Genomic DNA, 18747 nt, shown 5'->3' with positions numbered 1-18747 from the left:
TAGACGCCTTCACTCCTCCCCCATCCGCAACGCCGCAATAAACGCCTCCTGCGGAATCGACACATTGCCATACTCCCGCATCCGCGCCTTCCCCTTCTTCTGCTTTTCCAGCAGCTTCTTCTTGCGGGTGATGTCGCCGCCATAGCACTTGGCGGTGACGTCCTTGCGCATGGCGCTGATGGTTTCGCGGGCCACGACCTTGCCGCCGATCGCGGCCTGGATCGGGATCTTGAACAGGTGGCGGGGGATCAGGTCTTTCAGGCGTTCGCACATGTGGCGGCCGCGGGTTTCCGCGACGGAGCGGTGGACGATCATCGACAGGGCGTCGACCGGCTCGTTGTTGACGAGGATGCCCATCTTGACGAGATCGCCTTCGCGCAGGCCGATCTGTTCATAGTCAAAGCTGGCATAGCCGCGGCTGATCGATTTCAGGCGGTCATAGAAATCGAACACCACTTCGTTGAGCGGCAGCTCGTATGACACCTGGGCGCGGCCGCCGACGTAGGTCAGCCCGGTCTGGATGCCGCGGCGATCCTGGCAGAGCTTGAGGATGCTGCCCAAGTATTCGTCGGGCGTGTAGATCGTCGCCTTGATCCAGGGTTCGTCGATCTGCTCGATCCGGCTGGGATCGGGATAGTCGGCCGGGTTGTGCAGGTAGATCTCGCGCGCGTCGTCGGTCCGGCTGGCGCGCAGCTGGATGCGGTAGACCACGCTGGGGGCCGTGGTGATCAGGTCCAGGTCATATTCGCGGGTCAGGCGTTCCTGGATGATTTCCAGGTGCAGCAGGCCGAGGAAGCCGCAGCGGAAGCCGAAGCCCAGGGCGGCGCTGCTCTCCATCTCGAAGCTGAAGCTGGCATCGTTGAGGCGCAGCTTGCCGATGCTCTCGCGCAGCTTTTCAAAGTCGGCCGCGTCGACCGGGAAGAGGCCGCAGAACACCACGGGCTGGACTTCCTTGAAGCCGGGCAGCGCCTCGGCCGCCCCGCCCTTGACCGTGGTGATCGTGTCACCGACGCGGGCCTGGGCCACTTCCTTGATCTGGGCGGTAATGAAGCCGATTTCGCCGGCGGTCAGCTCGCTCAGCTGCTCGATCTTGGGGGTGAAGCAGCCGACCCGGTCAATCAGGTGTTCGGTGCCGCCGGCCATGAACTTGACCTGCTGACCCTTGCGGATCGTGCCTTCGACCACGCGGACCAGGATCACCACGCCAAGGTAGGGATCGTACCAGCTGTCAACCAGCATGGCCTTGAGCGGGGCATTGGCATCGCCCTTGGGCGGGGGGATGCGGGTGACGACGGCTTCGAGCACGTCCTCGATCCCGATGCCCGACTTGGCCGAGGTGAGGACGGCGTTGGAGGCATTGAGGCCGATCACTTCCTCGATCTCGTGCTTGACCTTTTCGGGCTCGGCGGCGGGCAGGTCGATCTTGTTGATGACGGGAACGATCTCGTGGTCGTGCTCGATCGACTGGTAGACGTTGGCGAGGGTCTGCGCCTCGACCCCCTGCGCGGCGTCGACGACGAGGAGCGCGCCTTCGCAGGCGGCCAGGGAGCGCGACACTTCATAGGCGAAGTCGACGTGGCCGGGGGTGTCCATGAGGTTCAGCTCATAGTCCTTGCCATCCTTGGCGCGGTACTTCAGCCGGACGGTCTGGGCCTTGATCGTGATCCCGCGTTCCCGCTCGATATCCATGTTATCCAGCACCTGCGCCGACATCTCGCGCTCGGACAGGCCCCCGGTGAACTGGATCAGCCGATCCGCCAGGGTGCTCTTGCCGTGGTCAATGTGAGCAATAATACTGAAATTTCTGATACTTGCGAGATCTGTCATGACACTTCCGCTAGGTTTGCCTCGCCCCTAGCAGCAAGTCAGCGCACTGTCACCGGCCCGGAAGGCCATAAGCCGTCTGGCTACCAGCGGGTCAGCTTGACGAACAGCGCCGTCGCCAGGCCCATCGCGATCATCGCGCTGACCGAAAGCGCGAAGACGCTCCAGAGCGGCAGACCTGCGTGGGCCAGCAGCCAGCCGCCGATCACCACCATCCCCAGCCGGATGGCCTGGGCGCCGATCGCTCCGCCCACCCGGCCCGCGCCTTGCGAGCCGAAGTAGAGGCACAGGCCGAGGCCGAAGAACGGGAAGCCGATCCCGGCGATCACGAGATACTGGTATGCCGTCTGGCGGACGACCGGGTCGGCCGTGAACAAATCGACCCACAGCCACGGCATCACTGCGACGACCGCACCGAGCACGCCGAGCGCCGTCGCGGCCATCGCCCCGGCGGTCCAGGCCACGGCCCGTGCGCGCGGCACATCGCCCGCACCCATGGCGGTGCCGACCATCGGCACAGAGGCTACGCCGACCGAGAAGGCGATCGGGATCAGCAGGAATTCCAGCCGTACACCGATCCCGTAGCCAGCCAGTGCCTCGGGTCCGAACTGTGCAACCAGACTGGTCAGGACCAACACGGTCGAAACCGACAGCAGCGGCGAGAGCATCGCGATCCAGCCAATCCGCATGATCTCACGCGCGCGGGCGGCAGAGAGCAAGCTGGCCGCAAAGGTCAGGCGCAGGCGCGAGCGCGGCGACAGGAGATAGACCAGCAAGGCGAGCGCCGCGCCCCAGAAGGCGACCAGCTGGCCTATCGCCACGCCGGCTATCCCGAGCTGCGGAGCTGGGCCCAAGCCCAACGCAAGCGTCCCGCCAATGGCAACCTGGACCAGTCCCGACACGAGCAGGATCACCGCCGGGACCGCCATGGTGCCCGAACCGCGGGCAATCGAGGCCAGCGTGTTCGAAGCCCAGATTCCGGCGATGGCGAAAGCGGCGATATGCGCGAAGGTTACGGCTTCCTCCAGGACCGCCCCATGCCCGCCCATCAGCCGGAAGACCGCGGGGCCGAGTGTCAGAACGATAAGGTTCAGCAGCAAACCAAAGCCCACGCCCAACGCCAGCGCGGTTAGCGCAAGACCGCGCGCCGCCGCAGCATCCCCCGCCCCCAGCGCGCGACTGATCGCGCCCGAGACCGTCCCCCCCATGGCCCCGGCCGAAAGCATTTGCATCAGCATGAAGACCGGAAAGGCCAGCGCAATGCCGCCAAGCGAGGCCACCCCCAAGCGGCCGACATAGGCGGTCTCGGCAATCGAAACGATCGTGGCAGAGCAGAGCGCAATCAGGTTGGGGAGGCTTAGCCTGGTCAGGGTTGGCAGGATCGGCCCGCTGCGCAACATGGCGGTCCGGGCATCGACGGCAACGGAGGCGTTCACAGCCCAAGCTCCTCTTTCAACGCGAGGAGACTGTCGCGCAGCACGGCATCGGATTCCGCCCCCGGCCCCAGTGCCCGGGCAATGGCCACTGCTCCGACCATTCGGCTGACAATTGCCCTGGCAATAGCCTGCGGATCGCTATGCCCTATCCGGTCCAGGGCCGCCACCAGGGTGCCCGTTATGCGCTGCAGTCCCTGACTGAAATGATCGCGCGTTGGCCCGGCGCTGCGGCCGCTATCGCTGGCCATCACCGGCAATGGGCAGCCGGCCTGCTTTCCATCCCGATGGGCGGGCGACAAATAGCCTGACAGAAAACCGCGAAGCGCAGCGCGGACATCGGCCTGCGGATCGGCCAAAGCGAGTTTGAGCTGCGCGCCTGAAAGCCGGGCTTCTCCAAACATTGTCGCAAGCGCTTCTTCGACCAGCGCATCCTTTGAGGGGAAATGCGCATAAAAGCCGCCGTGTGTGAGCCCCACGCTGGCCATGACCTCGCCAATCGCCAGCCGATCCGGCCCCTGTTCACGCAGGACGCGTGCAGCCGCATTCAGGATCTTCGTGCGGGTCTCGTGCTTGTGTTCGGACGTGTAGCGCATGGCCGCTCCTTTATATGATAATCATAATATAAAGAAGTGATCCGGCAAGGGCTTTCGGCCCGCATGGAACAAAGCCCCGCCCAGGAGGCTAAACCCCCATGAGCAAAAGCGATTACGACTGCGTGGTAATCGGTGGCGGACCGGCAGGATTAACGGCGGCGATCTATCTGGCGCGGTTTCACCTGAAAGTGCTGGTGGTAGACGCGGGGCAAAGCCGCGCGGCGCGGATCCCGCGCAGTCACAATTGCCCTGGTTTTCCCGACGGGATCAGCGGGACCGAGCTGCTGGCGCGAATGCGCACCCAGGCCGAAGGGTTCGGGGTCAAGCAGGTCAGCGGGATAGTGATGCGGATTGAGCCGGCGCAGGACGGCTTTTTGGTCGACTGGGGCAGCCAGCCGCTTCAGGCCTCGGCCGTGCTGCTGGCCACTGGGGTCACGAACCGGCGCCCGCCGATGGACCCGGACCAGCACGACCGCGCGCTGGCTGCCGGGCTAATCCGCTATTGTCCGGTTTGCGATGGCTATGAAGTAACCGATAAGCGCATTGGCGTGATCGGCACGGGCAGTCACGGCGTGAACGAAGCCGTGTTCCTGCGCAGTTACACGGCCGACGTGACCCTGATCGCTCCGGACGGGCCGCATCAGCTGGAGACCATCGACCGCACTCGCGTCGCCGAATTTGCCATCACGCTGATCGACGGACCTTGCCAGGCGATCGACCCCAAAGACCAGGTGATTGCAGTGACGACGCCTGGCGGAGTGGTGCACTATGACAGCCTTTATCCGGCGCTGGGATCGGACATCCATATCGAGCTGGCGCGGCAGGCCGGGGCCCGAATTGCCGAGGACGGCTCGCTGCCGGTCGATGCCCACCAGCGCACTTCGGTGCCAGGCCTCTATGCTGCCGGCGATGTCGTGCTGGGGCTGGATCAGATCAGCCACGCCATGGGCGAAGCGGGGGTTGCCGCGACCACGATCCGCAACGATCTGGCTCAGCGCAGGCCGTTGCTGCGCGCCTAGCCCAACTTTACTCCGCGGTGCTTGACTTCGACCGTGGCAAATTTCGGCAGGCTAAGCGGGGCGCCGGGCTGCTGCATCAGCTGCATCGGGTATTGCCCCTTGGGCAGGGCCTGAAGCGGCATGCCGGCCTGAGCCAGGACATAGGGCGAAACGCGGTGGCGGGTGCACAGGCCGCCGGCACCGTCGTCAACCAGCTGCTGTTCGAATTCCAGCCCCTGCATCGCGCCGGCGCTGCGCCGGACGTGCGCCACGGCCAACTGACCTTCGCCGAAATCGACCACGAAAGGCGTGCCAACCGGCACATCGACCAGGCCTTCGACCATGCAGCCACTGCGCGACAGGTTGCGCATCATCACTTCGTAGCGATGATCCTCGTGGATCAGACCGACCTTGCGCAGTACGGTGCGACGGTCCGGGCGATAGCGGCTCGGCCCATCGGGCTCGATCACCCAATCGCCGCTGAGCAAATTCTCGCTGACTTCATCGACCGGAACGGCCGAGGCGTAAATGAAGCCCTGGATCTGACTGACCCCCAGCCTGCGCATGGCCTTTAGCTCGTCGTGGGCTTCGATTCCTTCGGCGGTGGTGTCCATCTTCAGCGCCTTGGCCAGGCTGACGATCGCCGAAATGATCGCGGCGTTGCGGCTGCCAGGCTGGGTCACATCGGTGATGAAGCTCTGATCGATCTTGATTTTGTCGAACGGCGCGTGCTGCAGATAGCTGAGCGACGAATAGCCGGTGCCGAAATCGTCGAGCGCCAACCGCACGCCCAGCATCTTGAGCGCGTTGAACATGTCTTCGGTGCTCGACTTGTCGCCCAGGAAGACAGATTCGGTCAGTTCCAGTTCCAGCCGGTCCGGCGAGAGGCCCGAATGGGCCAGTGCCTGGGCGACCAGCGTCGGAAAACCAAGGTTGCCAAACTGCGCAGCCGAGACATTGACCGAAATCTTGACGCCGCCAGGCCATTCGGCGGCATCGGCGCAGGCTTGTTTGAGCACCCAATCGCCCAATTGCCCGATCAGACTGGCTTCCTCGGCGATCGGGATGAAGATCGATGGGGCAATTTCGCCCAGCTCTGGGTGCTCCCAGCGCGCCAGCGCCTCAAGCGAGACCACCTTGTTGGTCGTGGCATCAACGATCGGCTGGTAAACCACGTGCATCTGGTCGCTGGCCAAGGCATCGCGCAAATCATCCTCGATCTGCTTGCGCCGCTCCGCTTCGTTATGAAGATCACTTGAGTAGAAGCGGAACTGCCCGCGTCCCCCACCCTTCGAGGCATAGAGCGCAAGGTCGGCCGAACGAACCAGCTCTTCGCTGGTAATCCCGTCGTAAGGTGCGATCGCGATCCCAACCGAAGCGCCGATCACGCAGCGGCTGCCGTCAATCTGGTAGGGTTGCGACAGCATCGAAATGACTGTCAGTGCAATCTCGCCAAGGCGGCCGCGATCGTCGATATCGGGCAGAATCACCTGGAATTCATCACCGCCCAGGCGGCCAATCTCAAAGCTCTTGTCGCCCAGCACGCGATGCAGCCGCTGCGCCACCTGCTTGAGCAGTTCGTCTCCCGCCTGATGGCCCAGCGTATCGTTGACCTGCTTGAAGCGGTCGAGATCGAGCATGAAGATCGCACAAGCACGCTTGGCGGTCTTGTAGGCAGTGAGGATCGCGTTGAGCCGCTTGCCGATGCGGTGGCGGTTGGCGAGGCCGGTTAGCGAATCGTACTGCGCCAGGCGCGAGGCATCCTTGTGCGACTGGCGCGATGCGGTCACGTCGATGGCGTTGCCGTAATAGCCCATGAAATGACCAGTGGCATCGAACTGCGGCCGGCCGGCAATCGACCACCACAACTCGACTGAATCGCTGGCCGCCTTGACCGGCAGGTCGGCAAAGGTCTTGCGGGCGCTCAGGATCAGCGGGAGCGTCCGTTCAACCCCATCGTCTTCATCGCGTTCCAGGATGAACAATGATTGGACCGGCTGCCCGACCAGTTCGTCGACCGGGACGCCCAGAACCTGCGCAACACATTCGGACACATAGGTCAGCCGCCCATCGGCGCTGGTCGACCAGAACCAGCCGTGACCGGACTTTTCGTAGTCATGAGCCAGCTCGAGCAGGCGCTCGCGGTCGTTCCGACTGATTTCGGACGTCGATCCGCCATCCCGCCGGCTGCCCAGCAGGTTTCTGAAACGGCCAAGGGGTGAGGCATTGCCTCCGCTCATCGTTCTCGCTCGTTGTTTGACTTGTGCTTTTCTAAGCGAACATGGTTGCGAAAAGCCTAACAGCTGGCCTGAAATGGCAGCATTCCAGCGCTTTTAACCGGCTGCCTGGCGCCGCACTAGCGACAGGTCGGCGTTGCCGAGGGCAGGCTGACCTGCGCCAGGCGAACCCGCCAGCTGGGTGGCGAATTCGACGCCCATCCGGTTCTGCTGCGACCAGCGGGCGGTCGCAGTCATCACCTGGCCATCGCCCCATTCCAGTTGGAAAATGGTCCCCGCCGGGACATTCCACAGCCCTTCGATCAGCGCCCCGGTCGCCGAGAGGTTGCGGATCGTGGCCTGGTAGCGCTGCTCACCATGGACCAGCGTGACCTTGCGCAAGACGGTGTGCCGCGTTGCCCGGGCCGAGCGCGGGCCGCTGGGGATTGCAGTCAACCCTGAGGCCAGCCGTGCGCTCGCTTCGGCGAAAGTCAGCGGCTTGTCATAGATGTAACCTTGAACGTGGCTGCATCCGAGGTGGCGGATCAGATCGAGCTCGTCAAAGGTCTCGACGCCCTCGGCCGTGGTTTCCATGCCCAGCGCTTCGGCCAGGCTCACAATCGAGCTGATGATTGCGCCGTTCGGGCTGCCGGCCTGGGTGGCGCCGCGCACGAATGACTGATCGATCTTGATCTTGTTGAACGGCGCGCGCTGGAGATAGCCAAGCGAGGAATAGCCTGTGCCGAAGTCATCGAGCACCAGCCGCACGCCGATCCGCTTCAGCGCCGCGAACATCTTTTCGACGCCTTCGTCCTCGTTGAGAAACACGCTTTCGGTAATCTCCAGCTCTAACCGGTCAGGGCTGACCTGAGCATTTGCGAGCGCCTGGGTCACCACAGCCGGCAGGCCCGGATTGGCGAACTGCAAGGGCGAGACGTTGACCGCCACGCGGACCGATTCCGGCCACTTGGCCAGTTCCATGCAGGCCGTGCGCAAGGCCCATTCGCCAATCTGAGTGATCATGCCGACATCTTCGGCAATCGGAATGAACTTGGTGGGCGATAGCGGCCCATGGACCGGATGGGTCCAGCGCAGCAGCGCCTCAAACCCGGTAATTCGTTCGGTAGTGGTCTGGACTACTGGCTGGTAGGCCAGTTCAAGCCCACCAATGGCAACAGCCTCGCGCAGGTCCGCCTCAAGCTGGCGGCGTTCCTCGGCATCGCTGTGTAGATCGGCTGCATAGAAGTGGTGCCGCCCGCGCCCGCCATCCTTGGCCGCGTAGAGCGCCAGGTCGGCATTGCGGATCAGCGCGTCAGAAGTCACCCCATCGTCGGGGGACAGGGCGATCCCGATCGAGGCGCCAATGACCACGCGGTGGCCTTCAAGCTGGTAGGGCAGCGACAAGTTGTCGATCACCCGCTCGGCCAGCGCCGCCAGGGCTTCGCGCTTGTGCCGGCCGGGCAGGACGACCTCAAACTCATCACCACCCAGTCGGCCGACCCGGCCAAGCTCGCCAACGGTGTGTCTAAGCCTTTCCGCCACCTGCGTCAGCAAGGCATCGCCGACCGGATGGCCCATCGTGTCGTTGACCTGCTTGAACCGATCGAGGTCGAGCAGGAAGATAGAGCAGGCGCGCTGCCCCGGATTCGGCGCGGCCAGAATGCGTTCCAGCGTTTGAGCCATCTGCAGGCGGTTAGCGAGGCCGGTAAGCGAGTCGTAATGCGCCAGGCGCGAGGCGTGTTCCTGCGACCGGCGTTTCTCGGTCAGGTCATGGCCCGAACCCCGAAAACCCAGGAAGTTGCCGAACTCATCGTACAGCGGCCGGGCCGAAATCGACCACCAGCGCTCCTCGCCAGGAACGGCGGCGCGCAGGGCCAGGTCGTTGAAGGCCGAACGGGCCGTCAGATGGAAAGCCAGCGATCGCTCCCCCTCCTCGGCATCGGGCTGAAAGAGCACGGACAATGGCTCGCCGACAAGTTCGTGCGGCTCGCGGTCGAGCACCTTTCCCACGGTTGGCGAGACATAGAGCAGCGCGCCGTGCCGGTCGGTTTCAAAGAACCAGCCCTGCCCGCTCTCCTCGAACTCGTTGAGCAACTGTTCCGCGCGTGTCTGGTTGCGCCGGCGCTCACGTTCGGCAGCGAATTCGGCGCGGTCTTGGCGGGCCTGCTGAACCGACGCGTGAACCCCGATGGCCGCCCCGCCGATCAGGATCATCAGAGTATCGATATTGCCCGCGACCAGCGCCACACCCAGCCAGGTTGCGATAGTCGCCGCGATGATACTGGCGATGCGACGATTGAGGATCACAGCGGCCAGGGAAGAGGCGATCACGGGGGCGCTTATCGTCTCGCGCCAGTCCATCGATGGAATGCTCTCGGTCCAGAACCCGATCGCAAGGCCGAACAGCAGCATCGGCCCGCTGATGTGCAAGCCCAACAGGAGCTGACGGCGGGTCTGATCGTGGCAGCGCAGCTTTTCGCGCCGGTTGACGCGGGCGATGGGCCAGGTCAGCCACATCGCCGCAGCGATCAGGCTCAGCGCCGGGATGCCCGGTAGGGTGTCGGTCGCAGTGGCGATGACGATCGTGATCACCGCCATGATCGGTGCCATCAACCACCAGTTGTCACCAACCAGCTCCTGCGCTCGAGCCGTGTCACGCAGGCGAGCGCCAACTGGCGCGTCGCGCGCCGCAGCTTGAATCGTTCTCGCGTGCCTCGCGGACATGGCTGCGCTTTTGCCCGAGGCACTTTGAAAAACAGTTAACTTTCATAAGCAAAAGCGAGCGTGCGAGCAGCCCTGCGACTTTTGCCAGCCGGGTTGCAAAGCCCTTGTCTGCAAGGCATCCTGCCCAGGCAGAAAACGCGAGCGGAGTGGCTGAAAGTGGTCCTCCGCAGCGACCGGGGGAGGCCACGCAGGACATGCGCCACATCGCCATCATCGGATCAGGTCCCGCTGGCTATTACACCGCCGAAGCCGCACAAAAGCAGTGGGGCGAGGATGTCCGGGTCGATATCTTCGATATGCTGCCAGTCCCCTATGGCCTGATCCGCACCGGCGTTGCCCCGGACCATCAGTCGATCAAGGGCGTCTCGCGCCGCTATGAGGGAACGGCGCTGTCCGACAATGTCCGTTTTGTCGGCAACGTCATGATCGGCGAGGATGTGACCATCGCCGAACTGCAAGAGCTTTACGACGCCGTTGTCCTGGCGACAGGAGCCCCCAACGACAAGCCCGCAGGGATCCCTGGCGAGGGGTTGGAAAACGTCTTCGGCAGTGCTGCCTTCGTCGGCTGGTACAATGGCCATCCCCAGTTCGCAAAGCTCAATCCGGACCTGTCGGGCAGCACCGCCGTCGTCATCGGCAACGGCAATGTCGCCCTCGACGTGGCTCGGATCATGTCCAAGACCGCAAGCGAGTTTACCGGCAGCGACATCGTCGGTCATGCGCTCCATACGCTTGAAAGATCAAAGATTTATCGGATCGTCATCCTGGGTCGGCGCGGCCCGCACCAGATCGCGATGACCCCCAAGGAACTGGGCGAACTGGCCCACCTGGAACGCGCCTGCCCGCGGGTCGATCCAGCCGACCTGCCGGCCGAAGACGAGGACCTGTTCCTGGAACCCGGACAGCGCAAGTCGGTCGGCCACCTGCGCGGGTTCGCCGCGATCCCCGAGGAGTTTCGCGCCGACAAGCCGGTCGAGATCGACTTCGATTTCTTCGCCAGTCCGCGTGCGATCCTGGGCGATGACAAGGTGACTGGGATCGAGATCGAGCGCACCGTGCTCGACACCAATGGTCGGGCCAGCGGCACGGGCGAAACCTACACGATCCCCTGCAGCCTCATCGTCACCTGCATCGGCTACAAGACCAGCCCGATCCCCGGCGTGCCGTTTGAAGAGAGTGCCGGCCGCTTTGCCAATGACGAAGGGCGGATTCTCCCTGGCCTCTATTGCGTCGGTTGGGCGCGGCGCGGGCCTTCTGGCACCATCGGCACTAACCGCCCCGATGGTTTTTCCGTGGTCGAACTGATTGCCGAGGATATCGGCAACGGCGCAGGCAAGGCTGGCCGCCCCGGGTTCGACGCTTTGGCCGAGGCGCGCGGCCTCGATGTCGTCACTTTCCGCGACTGGAAGAAGATCGAGGCCGCCGAGGAAAAGCGCGCCCGCGACGGCGCCCCGCGCGAGAAGTTCGTCGATGTCGGAGACATGATCCGGGCCCTTGGGGAATAGGCCCCGCTTCTTCGCTTGCCCCCATCCCCGACCCGTGATTTAATCGCCCGGTTAAAGGCGCGACCCAAGAGAGTCGCGACCAGCGGAGAGAGCCCATGGCAACCTACGATCTGATCATTCGCGGCGGCACAATTGTCGACGGCACCGGCAATCCGCGCTTTACGGGCGACATTGCGGTCAAGGACGGGCTGATCGCCGCAGTGGGCAAGATCCAGGGCGACGCCACGGACGAGATCGACGCGGCGGGCAAGATCGTCGCGCCGGGCTGGGTCGATGTGCACACGCATTATGATGGCCAGGCCACCTGGGACCAGGAAATGGCGCCGTCATCGTGGCACGGCGTCACCACGGCGGTGATGGGCAATTGCGGTGTTGGCTTTGCCCCGGCTGCGCCGGATCGCCACAACTGGCTGATCGGACTGATGGAAGGGGTGGAGGATATCCCCGGTACTGCCCTGGCCGAAGGGATGAAGTGGGACTGGGAAACCTTCCCAGAATACCTTGATGCGCTGGAGCGGTTGCCGCGCGCCATCGACGTAGGCACCCATGTGCCGCACGGCGCGGTGCGTGCCTATGTGCTGGGTGACCGCGAAATGCCGGGCGCCGTCCCGACTGCCGATGATATCCAGAAAATGGCCGATATCGTCGAGGAAGGCGTGCGCGCCGGGGCGCTGGGCTTTTCCACCAGCCGCACCGTGCTGCACCGCTCGATCGATGGCGAACTGGTCCCCGGCACCACCGCGACCGAAGAGGAACTGGTCGAGATCGGCCGGGCGATGGGCCGGGTTGGCTATGGCGTGTTCGAAATGGCCAGCGACCTGCGCCGCGAATGGAATGAGTTTGGCTGGATGGGCCAGATCAGCCGCGAAACCGGCCTGCCGGTGACTTTCGCAGCGCTCCAGTCGATTGCCAAGGAGCAGCCGCTCGACGAGCAGATCGCCAATATGCGCGCTGAAAACGACAATGGCGCGAACATCGTCGCCCAGATCGCGCTCCGCGGCAACGGCATCATCATGGCCTGGCAGGGCACGGTCCACCCGTTCCGCCTGCGCCCCAGTTGGCAAGCGATTGCCGAACTGCCGTGGGAACAGCAGCGCGCCAAGCTGCTTGACCCGGCATTCAAGGCGCAGCTCTTGTCTGAAGCCTGCGATTACAGCCAGGTGCCGGAAGACATCATCGGCATTTCAATGGTGGTCAGCGGCGGCTGGGGCATGCAGTTCGAGATGGACCCCGATTTCGATTACGAGCCGCAGGCCGATGCCTCGATAGCCGCCCGCGCTGCTGCGGCCGGCGTCTCGGGTGACGAATATGCCTATGACCTGCTGTGCCGCGATGGCGGCACGGGCTTCATTTACCTCCCGATCCTCAACTATGCCGATGGCAACCTCGATTTCCTCGAGGCGTTGCAGCAGAGCGATGACACGGTCAACTCGCTGTCCGATGGCGGCGCGCACTGCGGCACGATCTGCGATGCGGCGAGCCCGACCTTCATGCTCCAGCACTGGGTGCGTGATCGCAAGCGTGGCAATCGCATCAGTCTGGAGAATGCTGTGAAGCGCCAGTGCCGCGATACGGCGCGGCTCTATGGGCTGGATGATCGCGGCATCCTGGCGCCGGGCTATCTCGCAGATATCAACGTGATCGACCTGGACAAGGTCAAGCTGGGCAAGCCCTGGCTCGCTTTTGACCTCCCAGCCGGCGGCAAGCGCCTGCTGCAAAAGGCCGAAGGCTATGTCTGCACGATCAAGACCGGCGTAGTCACCTTCCGTGACGGCAAGTGGACAGGTGCCACCCCCGGTGGCCTGATCCGTGGTCCGCAGCGCGCCGAGATGCTGGAAGCGGCGGAGTAACCTTCGCCGCTTAGGGCCGGATCACGATCCCCACAGCAGGATCGGCCCGGCCCGCCAGCGTCGCGAGGTAAGCCTCGCGCGCAGCCTCAAGCCCATGGCGTTCGTCAATCGTCAGCGCCCCGCCCGCTTCGGCGATGAAGCGCAGCCAACTCACCCCCACAGCCTCGCCAAAGGCTTTGGGGCCCTGTTCCTTTATCGCTGCGACGGCATGATCGGGGGCAAAGAACAGCACCGGAGTGGGCCCCGGCGGCGGGCCGTTGTTCTGTCCAAAGCCCGCACCGACATGTGTCGCACCGACGGTGCAGGAATACTTGAGGTTATCGCCCAGAGTGGTGTGCACGCCATGGATCAACCCAGCATTGCCGGCAAAATCGACCAGCACCGAGGAGACCTGCGGCAGACCGGTGAGATCGTCGTAAGCCAGCACCAGGTCATAGAACCCGCCCCGCTTCACGAAATCGACATTGCCGGCCGAGGTCAGCCCGATCCGCCTGATCCCTGGCGAGCGGTGCTTGGCCACCGAGGCCAGCCCCATCGCCGTCTTGGACGAGGCCGAGGTCAGCACCACCGCCTCAGCCCCGAACCAGCCCTCGCGGCGCATGAAGCTTTCGATCAGGAACCCGGTCTTGAACAACGGGCCAAAGATCATCCGCTCACCCTCGCGCGCCGGATCGTGTTCCGGATCGGCAGCGAGCCGGCTGTACTGGTTATAGATCGGGCTCATCGGCTGGCGGTGCGCGGCGGCATCGGTGAACCCGCCAGCGCTTACGCCGGTCGGCAGCACGTCAAGGCTGTCAGCCATCGGTAGGTAGCCATAGACCCGTTCGCCCTCGGCAATCTCCGGGTGGCGGCTTTCGGTGACCACGGCATGGCCCCACATCGGCACCACGCCCCACTCGCCCTCGCCCGGGAAGAAGTTCCAATAGCCAAAGGCATCACCAGCTACGGCATAGGTCACGTTGTTGGCGGTGACCGAGAAGCTCTCCACCTTCAGCCGCACCTCACCATCGCCCAGCGGCGCATCGGCGTATTGGGCAATCCGCGTTTCACCGAGTGCGCCGCGCTTTACCTGGACGGTCTGGGTCATGATCGCTCTCCCGCTTGAATCCTCCCAGTATTCCTAGGGGTTGACGGCGTAAGGTCAATTGGAGCGCGCTTGTATATTAACGGTGGCCAAGAGCACCGCTCCGGCCTATCCTCGTGCCATAAACACGGGTCGCTGCCACGCTTTCTGGAGAGGGTAGACGACAATGCCACAATTCGTAATCGAACGGGAAATGCCCGGGGCCGGCTCGCTGGATAGCGATGCGCTGAAGGGCGCTTCGCAAGCCTCATGCTCGGTGCTGCGAGACCTGGGGCCGCAGATCCAGTGGGTCCACTCCTACGTGACCGACAACAAGATCTACTGCATCTATCGCGCACCGGATGAAGCGATGATCCGCCAACACGCGGAGACTGCCGGGTTCCCGGCCAACAGTATTCAGGAAGTGCGCAATATCATCGATCCGACGACCGCCGAATAGCGGACCGTCCGGCTTGCCCGGGCCAGTGGACCGGCCCGGGCATAACCGCAATCAGACGCGCATCGGCATCAGCACGTAAAGCGCCGGGCTCTTGTCGTCCTGGCGGATCAGCGTCGGCGCGCCGGCATCGGCTAGGTGCAGTTCGACCGTGTCGCCTTCAATCTGGCCCAGGATGTCCTTGAGATAGGTGGCGTTGAAGCCGATCTCGAACCCGCTAGACTTGTAATCGGCCGGGACTTCTTCAGATGCCGTGCCGTTGTCGGGTGAGGTGACCGAGAGGGTCACCCGGTCATTGTCCAGCGCCATCTTGACCGCGCGGGTCTTTTCCGTGGCGATCGTGGCAACGCGGTCCACGCCCTGCCAGAAACTCTTAGGATCAAGCCGCAGCAGCTTGTCGTTGCCGGTCGGAATGACGCGGCTGTAGTCCGGGAAAGTACCGTCGATCAGCTTGCTGGTCAGCACGACGCCGTTTTCGCCGCCCAGGGTGAAGCGGATCTTGCTGGCCGAGAGGTCGATCAGGACATTGGCGTCCTGCGCCTCTTCCAGCAGCTTGCGGAGCTCAGCCACGCATTTGCGCGGCACGATCACGTCGGGCATGCCTTCCGAGCCATCCGGGCGCTTTAGCGTGAAGCGGGCAAGGCGGTGGCCATCGGTCGCGGCGGCCTTCAGCTCGTCATCGGTGACGTGCAGGAAGATGCCGTTGAGGTAATAGCGCGTTTCCTCGGTGCTGATGGCAAAGCGGGTGCGATCGATCAGCTGGGCAAGCGTTGCCGCCGGCAGTTCGAAGCTGGTTGGTAGATCGCCCTCGACGATGACCGGGAAATCGTCGCGCGGCAGAGTCGGCAGCGAGAAACGGCTGCGCCCGGCCTTGACTGTCATGCGGTTGTCGGCGGTTTCCAGGCTGACCTGGCTCCCATCAGGCAGCTTGCGGGCGATATCGAACAGCAGGTGGGCCGAAACGGTAATTGCACCCGCATTTTCGACCGAGACCGCACCGAGCGTTTCCACCACTTGCAGGTCAAGATCGGTTGCCATGATCTTGACCGTGCCGTCAGAGGCGGCCTCGATCAGCACGTTCGAGAGGATCGGGATCGTGTTGCGCCGTTCGACGACGGACTGGACGTGCGACAGGCACTTCAGGAGCGTCGCGCGTTCGATAGTGGCCTTCATGGTCGGTCTTTCGTCCCCAGGGAAGCGCACGGCCGGAATCGGCCGCAGCGCCGGAAATTCGGTCATTCGTTCTTAGCGCCGGGGGTGCGGCGGGCAAGTTTACTGCCTGCGATTCCCGGCTAAACTGGGGATAAATCGCAGTCCTCCTCCCCCTTGATGGGGGAGGGATAGCGGAGACTGGCAGCTTGCTGCCTGGCATAGCTTGGGTGGGGGTGGTGTCTCGGGCGCCCCCAAGCAATGCCGCACCAGCACCCCGATCCAACTGCGCCTAAGCGCTCTCACGAGCGCAAGGCTTCGTATCCTTCCCCCATCAAGGGGGAAGAACTCAAGTCAGAGCATCGCCATCCCGCCATTGACGTGCAGGGTCTGCCCAGTGATGTAACCGGCCTCCTTGCTGGCCAGATAGGCCACGGCAGCGCCGATATCCTCGCCCTCGCCCATCCGGCCCATCGGAATGCGCGCGTTGAGCGCGTCTTTCTGGGCATCGGGCAGCACGTCGGTCATCGCCGTGCGGATGAAACCGGGGGCCACGCAGTTGACCGTCACCCCGCGGCTGGCGATTTCCTGCCCCAGCGACTTTGACATGCCGACCAGACCGGCCTTGGCTGCGGCATAGTTCATCTGCCCGGGGTTGCCGGTCGCGCCGACCACGCTGGTGATCGTGATGATCCGGCCAAACCGGGCCTTCATCATCGGCTTGGTCGCGGCGCGCATCAGGCGGAAGGCGGCTTCAAGATTGATCTTGATGACCTGCTCCCACTCCTCATCCTTCATCCGCATGGCCAGGTTGTCGCGGGTAATCCCGGCATTGTTCACCAGGATGTCGATCTTGCCCAGCGTATCAACCGTCGCCGGGACCAGGCGTTCGACCTGTTCGGTGTTCGAGAGATCGCAGGTGATCTCAACATGGTCGTGACCATAGGTGTCGTTCAGCTCTTCGCGGAACGAGCGCAGCTTGGACGGGTTGGTCCCCGACAGCGCCAACCGTGCGCCCTGGCGGGCCAGGGCATGACTGATTGCCGAGCCAATCCCCCCCGCGGCGCCGGTGACGAGGGCGGTCATTCCGGAAAGGTCGAACATACGGTCCATGATCAAAGCTCCTTTGCCAGCGCCTCAATGTCGGCCATGCCGACCACGCTGGTCACGGTCACATCGTTGACGCTGCGGCCGATCATCGGCCCCAGCACCTTGCCGCCCAGCTCGACGAACGTGTCGACCCCGGCAGCCTGCATGGCAATCACACTTTCGCGCCAGCGGACGCGGCCGCAGACCTGTTCGACCAGCAGGCGCTGGACCTCGGCCGGATCGCTGACGACAGCAGCGGTGACGTTGGCAAACAGTGGCACGCGCAAGGCACCCGGCGGGGTTTTGCCCAGTGCCTCCGCCATGGCATCGGCCGCAGGCTGCATCAGCGGGCAATGGAACGGGGCCGAAACCGGCAGGGCAATCCCGCGCTTGATCTCGAAGTCCTTGACCATGGCGATGGCCCGCTCGATCGCCCCCTTGTGACCGGACAAGACGACCTGGGTGGGATCGTTGTCGTTGGCGACAGTGCAGACTTCGCCTTCTGCCGCCGCTTCGGCCAGCTTCTGGGCCTTGTCGATATCGGCGCCCAGCAGTGCGCACATCGCGCCAACACCCACGGGCACAGCTGCCTGCATCGCCTGTCCGCGCAGTTTCAGCAGGCGAGCCGTATCGGCCAGGCTGAACGCCCCAGCGGCGCAGAGTGCGGTATACTCGCCAAGGCTGTGCCCTGCCACGAAGTCCGCCTTGTCGGCCAGTGTGATGCCGCCTTCCTGCTCCAGCACCCGTAGCACAGCAATGGCATTGGCCATGATCGCCGGCTGGGCATTTTCGGTGAGGGTCAGGGCATCTTCCGGCCCTTCGCGCATGATCGCGGACAGCTTCTGGCCCAGCGCGTCGTCAACCTCTTCGAACACCGCGCGCGCGGCGGCGCTGGCTGCGGCCAGATCGGCGCCCATGCCGACCTTCTGGCTACCCTGACCGGGGAAAACAAATGCTCGCATGGTCCCTCTCCATTGCTCAGGCGCCTGCGCCTATTGGCTGGCGCGTCAGCGGGCAAGCCCGAAGGGCACAATCTTGTTGTCGATATCGTGGCCAATGTCGGCGCCACCAAGGAACGGAATAGCGTGGCGCTGGCACCAGTGCCGAACGATCTCTTCAGGCGCTGCGCCAAACGGTCGGTCATTCTCGGGCACTTCGCTGATCCGGCCCAGCCGCAGCCCGGCAATCCCGCCAAGGTGCGCGGTCAGATGGAAGAACAGCCGGTCAACCGCGTAGAGATACTCGCAGACCTCCTCGACCAGCACGACATGGCCGGCCAGCCCTGGCATCAAGGGCGTGCCGCAGAGCATGGCCAAGGTCATCAGGTTGAAGGCCACAGTTGGGTGATGATCGCGTGACGGCTCTTCGCCGGACTTGTCACCCCCCAACCAGGCCAGCGTGCGCCGTACCGCGGCCTCGCCGCCAGCGCGGCGGATATCGGCGGGCATTGGCGCGTGAACCGGCTGGCCGATCCGTTGGCGATAGAGGCCGCCAAGCAGCGTGCCGCCATCGGAGTAGCCCAGATACAACTTGCCCTGCGCCGCATGGTCGAAGCGGGCGAGCGCATCCTCGGCAATTCGCGCCGCGCCGTAGCCGCCGCGGGCAAACCACACGGCGTCGAATGCGGCATCATTGGCGCATTCGACGAGCGCGTCACAGCGCGCCGCGTCGGACCCGGCAAAGTGCCCTTCGCTGAGGAAGCACTGGGGATGGAAGTGGAGTTTGACCCCCGGAAACTCGGCCTCAGCCAGAGCCAGCACGCGATCCGCATCCTCTTTGGCAAAGGCAGCCGACGGCGCGCAGATCGCTACATTGGGCATGGCTCCCTCTCTAGTCCGGCTTT

General features: G+C 64.1%; 14 protein-coding genes. 4 read left to right on the top strand and 10 right to left on the bottom strand.

The genetic code is table 11. The features are described 5' to 3' along the window. Positions 1-9: 9 nt before the first annotated feature. The 3 genes from lepA to FRF71_RS10510 all read right to left on the bottom strand — a co-directional run bounded on the left by lepA (position 10) and on the right by FRF71_RS10510 (position 3853). Positions 10-1827 carry a translation elongation factor 4 gene (lepA, locus tag FRF71_RS10520; protein ID WP_147090607.1) on the bottom strand — a complete coding sequence of 606 codons (1818 nt, stop codon included), beginning with the start codon at positions 1825-1827 and terminating at the stop codon, positions 10-12. An 80-nt stretch (positions 1828-1907) separates the two neighbouring features. Beyond that, positions 1908-3260, bottom strand: coding sequence for an MATE family efflux transporter (locus FRF71_RS10515; RefSeq protein WP_202878081.1), 1353 nt, complete (start codon positions 3258-3260; stop codon positions 1908-1910). Continuing rightward, entirely contained in the window at positions 3257-3853 is a 597-nt protein-coding gene (locus tag FRF71_RS10510) for a TetR/AcrR family transcriptional regulator (RefSeq protein WP_147090606.1), read from the bottom strand. The genes FRF71_RS10515 and FRF71_RS10510 overlap by 4 nt, the downstream gene beginning before the upstream one ends. A gap of 98 nt (positions 3854-3951) precedes the next feature. Between FRF71_RS10510 and FRF71_RS10505 the strand changes: the two genes are divergently transcribed. After that, a complete protein-coding gene (locus tag FRF71_RS10505) occupies positions 3952-4872 on the top strand; it encodes an NAD(P)/FAD-dependent oxidoreductase (protein ID WP_147090605.1) in 921 nt (306 codons plus the stop codon). On the opposite strand, the gene FRF71_RS10500 is transcribed toward FRF71_RS10505, so the two are convergent. Both FRF71_RS10500 and FRF71_RS10495 read right to left on the bottom strand, forming a co-directional pair. After that, positions 4869-7091 (bottom strand): putative bifunctional diguanylate cyclase/phosphodiesterase, encoded by a 2223-nt coding sequence (locus tag FRF71_RS10500; protein ID WP_147090604.1) that lies wholly within the window; start codon positions 7089-7091, stop codon positions 4869-4871. The two genes, FRF71_RS10505 and FRF71_RS10500, sit on opposite strands and share 4 nt — an antisense overlap. A gap of 93 nt (positions 7092-7184) precedes the next feature. After that, positions 7185-9791, bottom strand: a complete 2607-nt coding sequence (locus FRF71_RS10495; protein ID WP_147090603.1) for an EAL domain-containing protein — start codon at positions 9789-9791, stop codon at positions 7185-7187. Between the two features lie 194 nt (positions 9792-9985). On the opposite strand from FRF71_RS10495, the gene FRF71_RS10490 reads away from it, so the two are divergent. Together FRF71_RS10490 and FRF71_RS10485 are read left to right on the top strand one after the other, a co-directional pair. Then, positions 9986-11296: an FAD-dependent oxidoreductase gene (locus tag FRF71_RS10490; protein ID WP_147090602.1), complete on the top strand. Its 1311-nt coding sequence runs from the start codon at positions 9986-9988 to the stop codon at positions 11294-11296. A 95-nt stretch (positions 11297-11391) separates the two neighbouring features. Then, complete coding sequence (locus FRF71_RS10485; RefSeq protein WP_147090601.1) at positions 11392-13146, top strand: N-acyl-D-amino-acid deacylase family protein; 1755 nt, start codon at positions 11392-11394, stop codon at positions 13144-13146. Between the two features lie 10 nt (positions 13147-13156). Here the strand turns inward: FRF71_RS10485 and FRF71_RS10480 are convergent, their stop codons facing one another. Continuing rightward, a complete protein-coding gene (locus tag FRF71_RS10480; protein WP_147090600.1) occupies positions 13157-14233 on the bottom strand; it encodes a DUF2855 family protein in 1077 nt (358 codons plus the stop codon). A gap of 163 nt (positions 14234-14396) precedes the next feature. Between FRF71_RS10480 and FRF71_RS10475 the strand changes: the two genes are divergently transcribed. After that, positions 14397-14669 carry a DUF4242 domain-containing protein gene (locus FRF71_RS10475; protein WP_147090599.1) on the top strand — a complete coding sequence of 91 codons (273 nt, stop codon included), beginning with the start codon at positions 14397-14399 and terminating at the stop codon, positions 14667-14669. Between the two features lie 51 nt (positions 14670-14720). On the opposite strand, the gene dnaN is transcribed toward FRF71_RS10475, so the two are convergent. The 4 genes from dnaN to FRF71_RS10455 all read right to left on the bottom strand — a co-directional run bounded on the left by dnaN (position 14721) and on the right by FRF71_RS10455 (position 18724). Next, on the bottom strand, positions 14721-15839 hold the full coding sequence (dnaN, locus tag FRF71_RS10470) for a DNA polymerase III subunit beta (protein ID WP_147091623.1): 1119 nt from the start codon (positions 15837-15839) through the stop codon (positions 14721-14723). Between the two features lie 330 nt (positions 15840-16169). Beyond that, complete coding sequence (gene fabG / locus FRF71_RS10465) at positions 16170-16919, bottom strand: 3-oxoacyl-[acyl-carrier-protein] reductase (protein ID WP_147091622.1); 750 nt, start codon at positions 16917-16919, stop codon at positions 16170-16172. An 11-nt stretch (positions 16920-16930) separates the two neighbouring features. Next, positions 16931-17866 (bottom strand): ACP S-malonyltransferase, encoded by a 936-nt coding sequence (gene fabD, locus FRF71_RS10460; RefSeq protein WP_147090598.1) that lies wholly within the window; start codon positions 17864-17866, stop codon positions 16931-16933. Positions 17867-17911: 45 nt separating this feature from the next. Next, a complete protein-coding gene (locus tag FRF71_RS10455) occupies positions 17912-18724 on the bottom strand; it encodes an LD-carboxypeptidase (protein WP_147090597.1) in 813 nt (270 codons plus the stop codon). Between the last annotated feature and the right edge of the window lie 23 nt (positions 18725-18747).

The sequence above is a fragment of the Novosphingobium ginsenosidimutans genome, from assembly GCF_007954425.1.
Lineage (GTDB): Bacteria > Pseudomonadota > Alphaproteobacteria > Sphingomonadales > Sphingomonadaceae > Novosphingobium > Novosphingobium ginsenosidimutans.
This window is presented reverse-complemented; position numbering and strand designations above follow the sequence as displayed.

What these genes read in the sequence shown, in the direction of transcription:
- lepA (WP_147090607.1), bottom strand. Translation starts at nt 1,827, where the DNA reads ATGACAGATCTCGCAAGTATCAGAAATTTCAGTATTATTGCTCACATT.
- FRF71_RS10510 (WP_147090606.1), bottom strand. Translation starts at nt 3,853, where the DNA reads ATGCGCTACACGTCCGAACACAAGCACGAGACCCGCACGAAGATCCTG.
- FRF71_RS10505 (WP_147090605.1), top strand. Translation starts at nt 3,952, where the DNA reads ATGAGCAAAAGCGATTACGACTGCGTGGTAATCGGTGGCGGACCGGCA.
- FRF71_RS10500 (WP_147090604.1), bottom strand. Translation starts at nt 7,091, where the DNA reads ATGAGCGGAGGCAATGCCTCACCCCTTGGCCGTTTCAGAAACCTGCTG.
- FRF71_RS10495 (WP_147090603.1), bottom strand. Translation starts at nt 9,791, where the DNA reads ATGTCCGCGAGGCACGCGAGAACGATTCAAGCTGCGGCGCGCGACGCG.
- FRF71_RS10490 (WP_147090602.1), top strand. Translation starts at nt 9,986, where the DNA reads ATGCGCCACATCGCCATCATCGGATCAGGTCCCGCTGGCTATTACACC.
- FRF71_RS10485 (WP_147090601.1), top strand. Translation starts at nt 11,392, where the DNA reads ATGGCAACCTACGATCTGATCATTCGCGGCGGCACAATTGTCGACGGC.
- FRF71_RS10480 (WP_147090600.1), bottom strand. Translation starts at nt 14,233, where the DNA reads ATGACCCAGACCGTCCAGGTAAAGCGCGGCGCACTCGGTGAAACGCGG.
- FRF71_RS10475 (WP_147090599.1), top strand. Translation starts at nt 14,397, where the DNA reads ATGCCACAATTCGTAATCGAACGGGAAATGCCCGGGGCCGGCTCGCTG.
- dnaN (WP_147091623.1), bottom strand. Translation starts at nt 15,839, where the DNA reads ATGAAGGCCACTATCGAACGCGCGACGCTCCTGAAGTGCCTGTCGCAC.
- fabG (WP_147091622.1), bottom strand. Translation starts at nt 16,919, where the DNA reads ATGTTCGACCTTTCCGGAATGACCGCCCTCGTCACCGGCGCCGCGGGG.
- fabD (WP_147090598.1), bottom strand. Translation starts at nt 17,866, where the DNA reads ATGCGAGCATTTGTTTTCCCCGGTCAGGGTAGCCAGAAGGTCGGCATG.
- FRF71_RS10455 (WP_147090597.1), bottom strand. Translation starts at nt 18,724, where the DNA reads ATGCCCAATGTAGCGATCTGCGCGCCGTCGGCTGCCTTTGCCAAAGAG.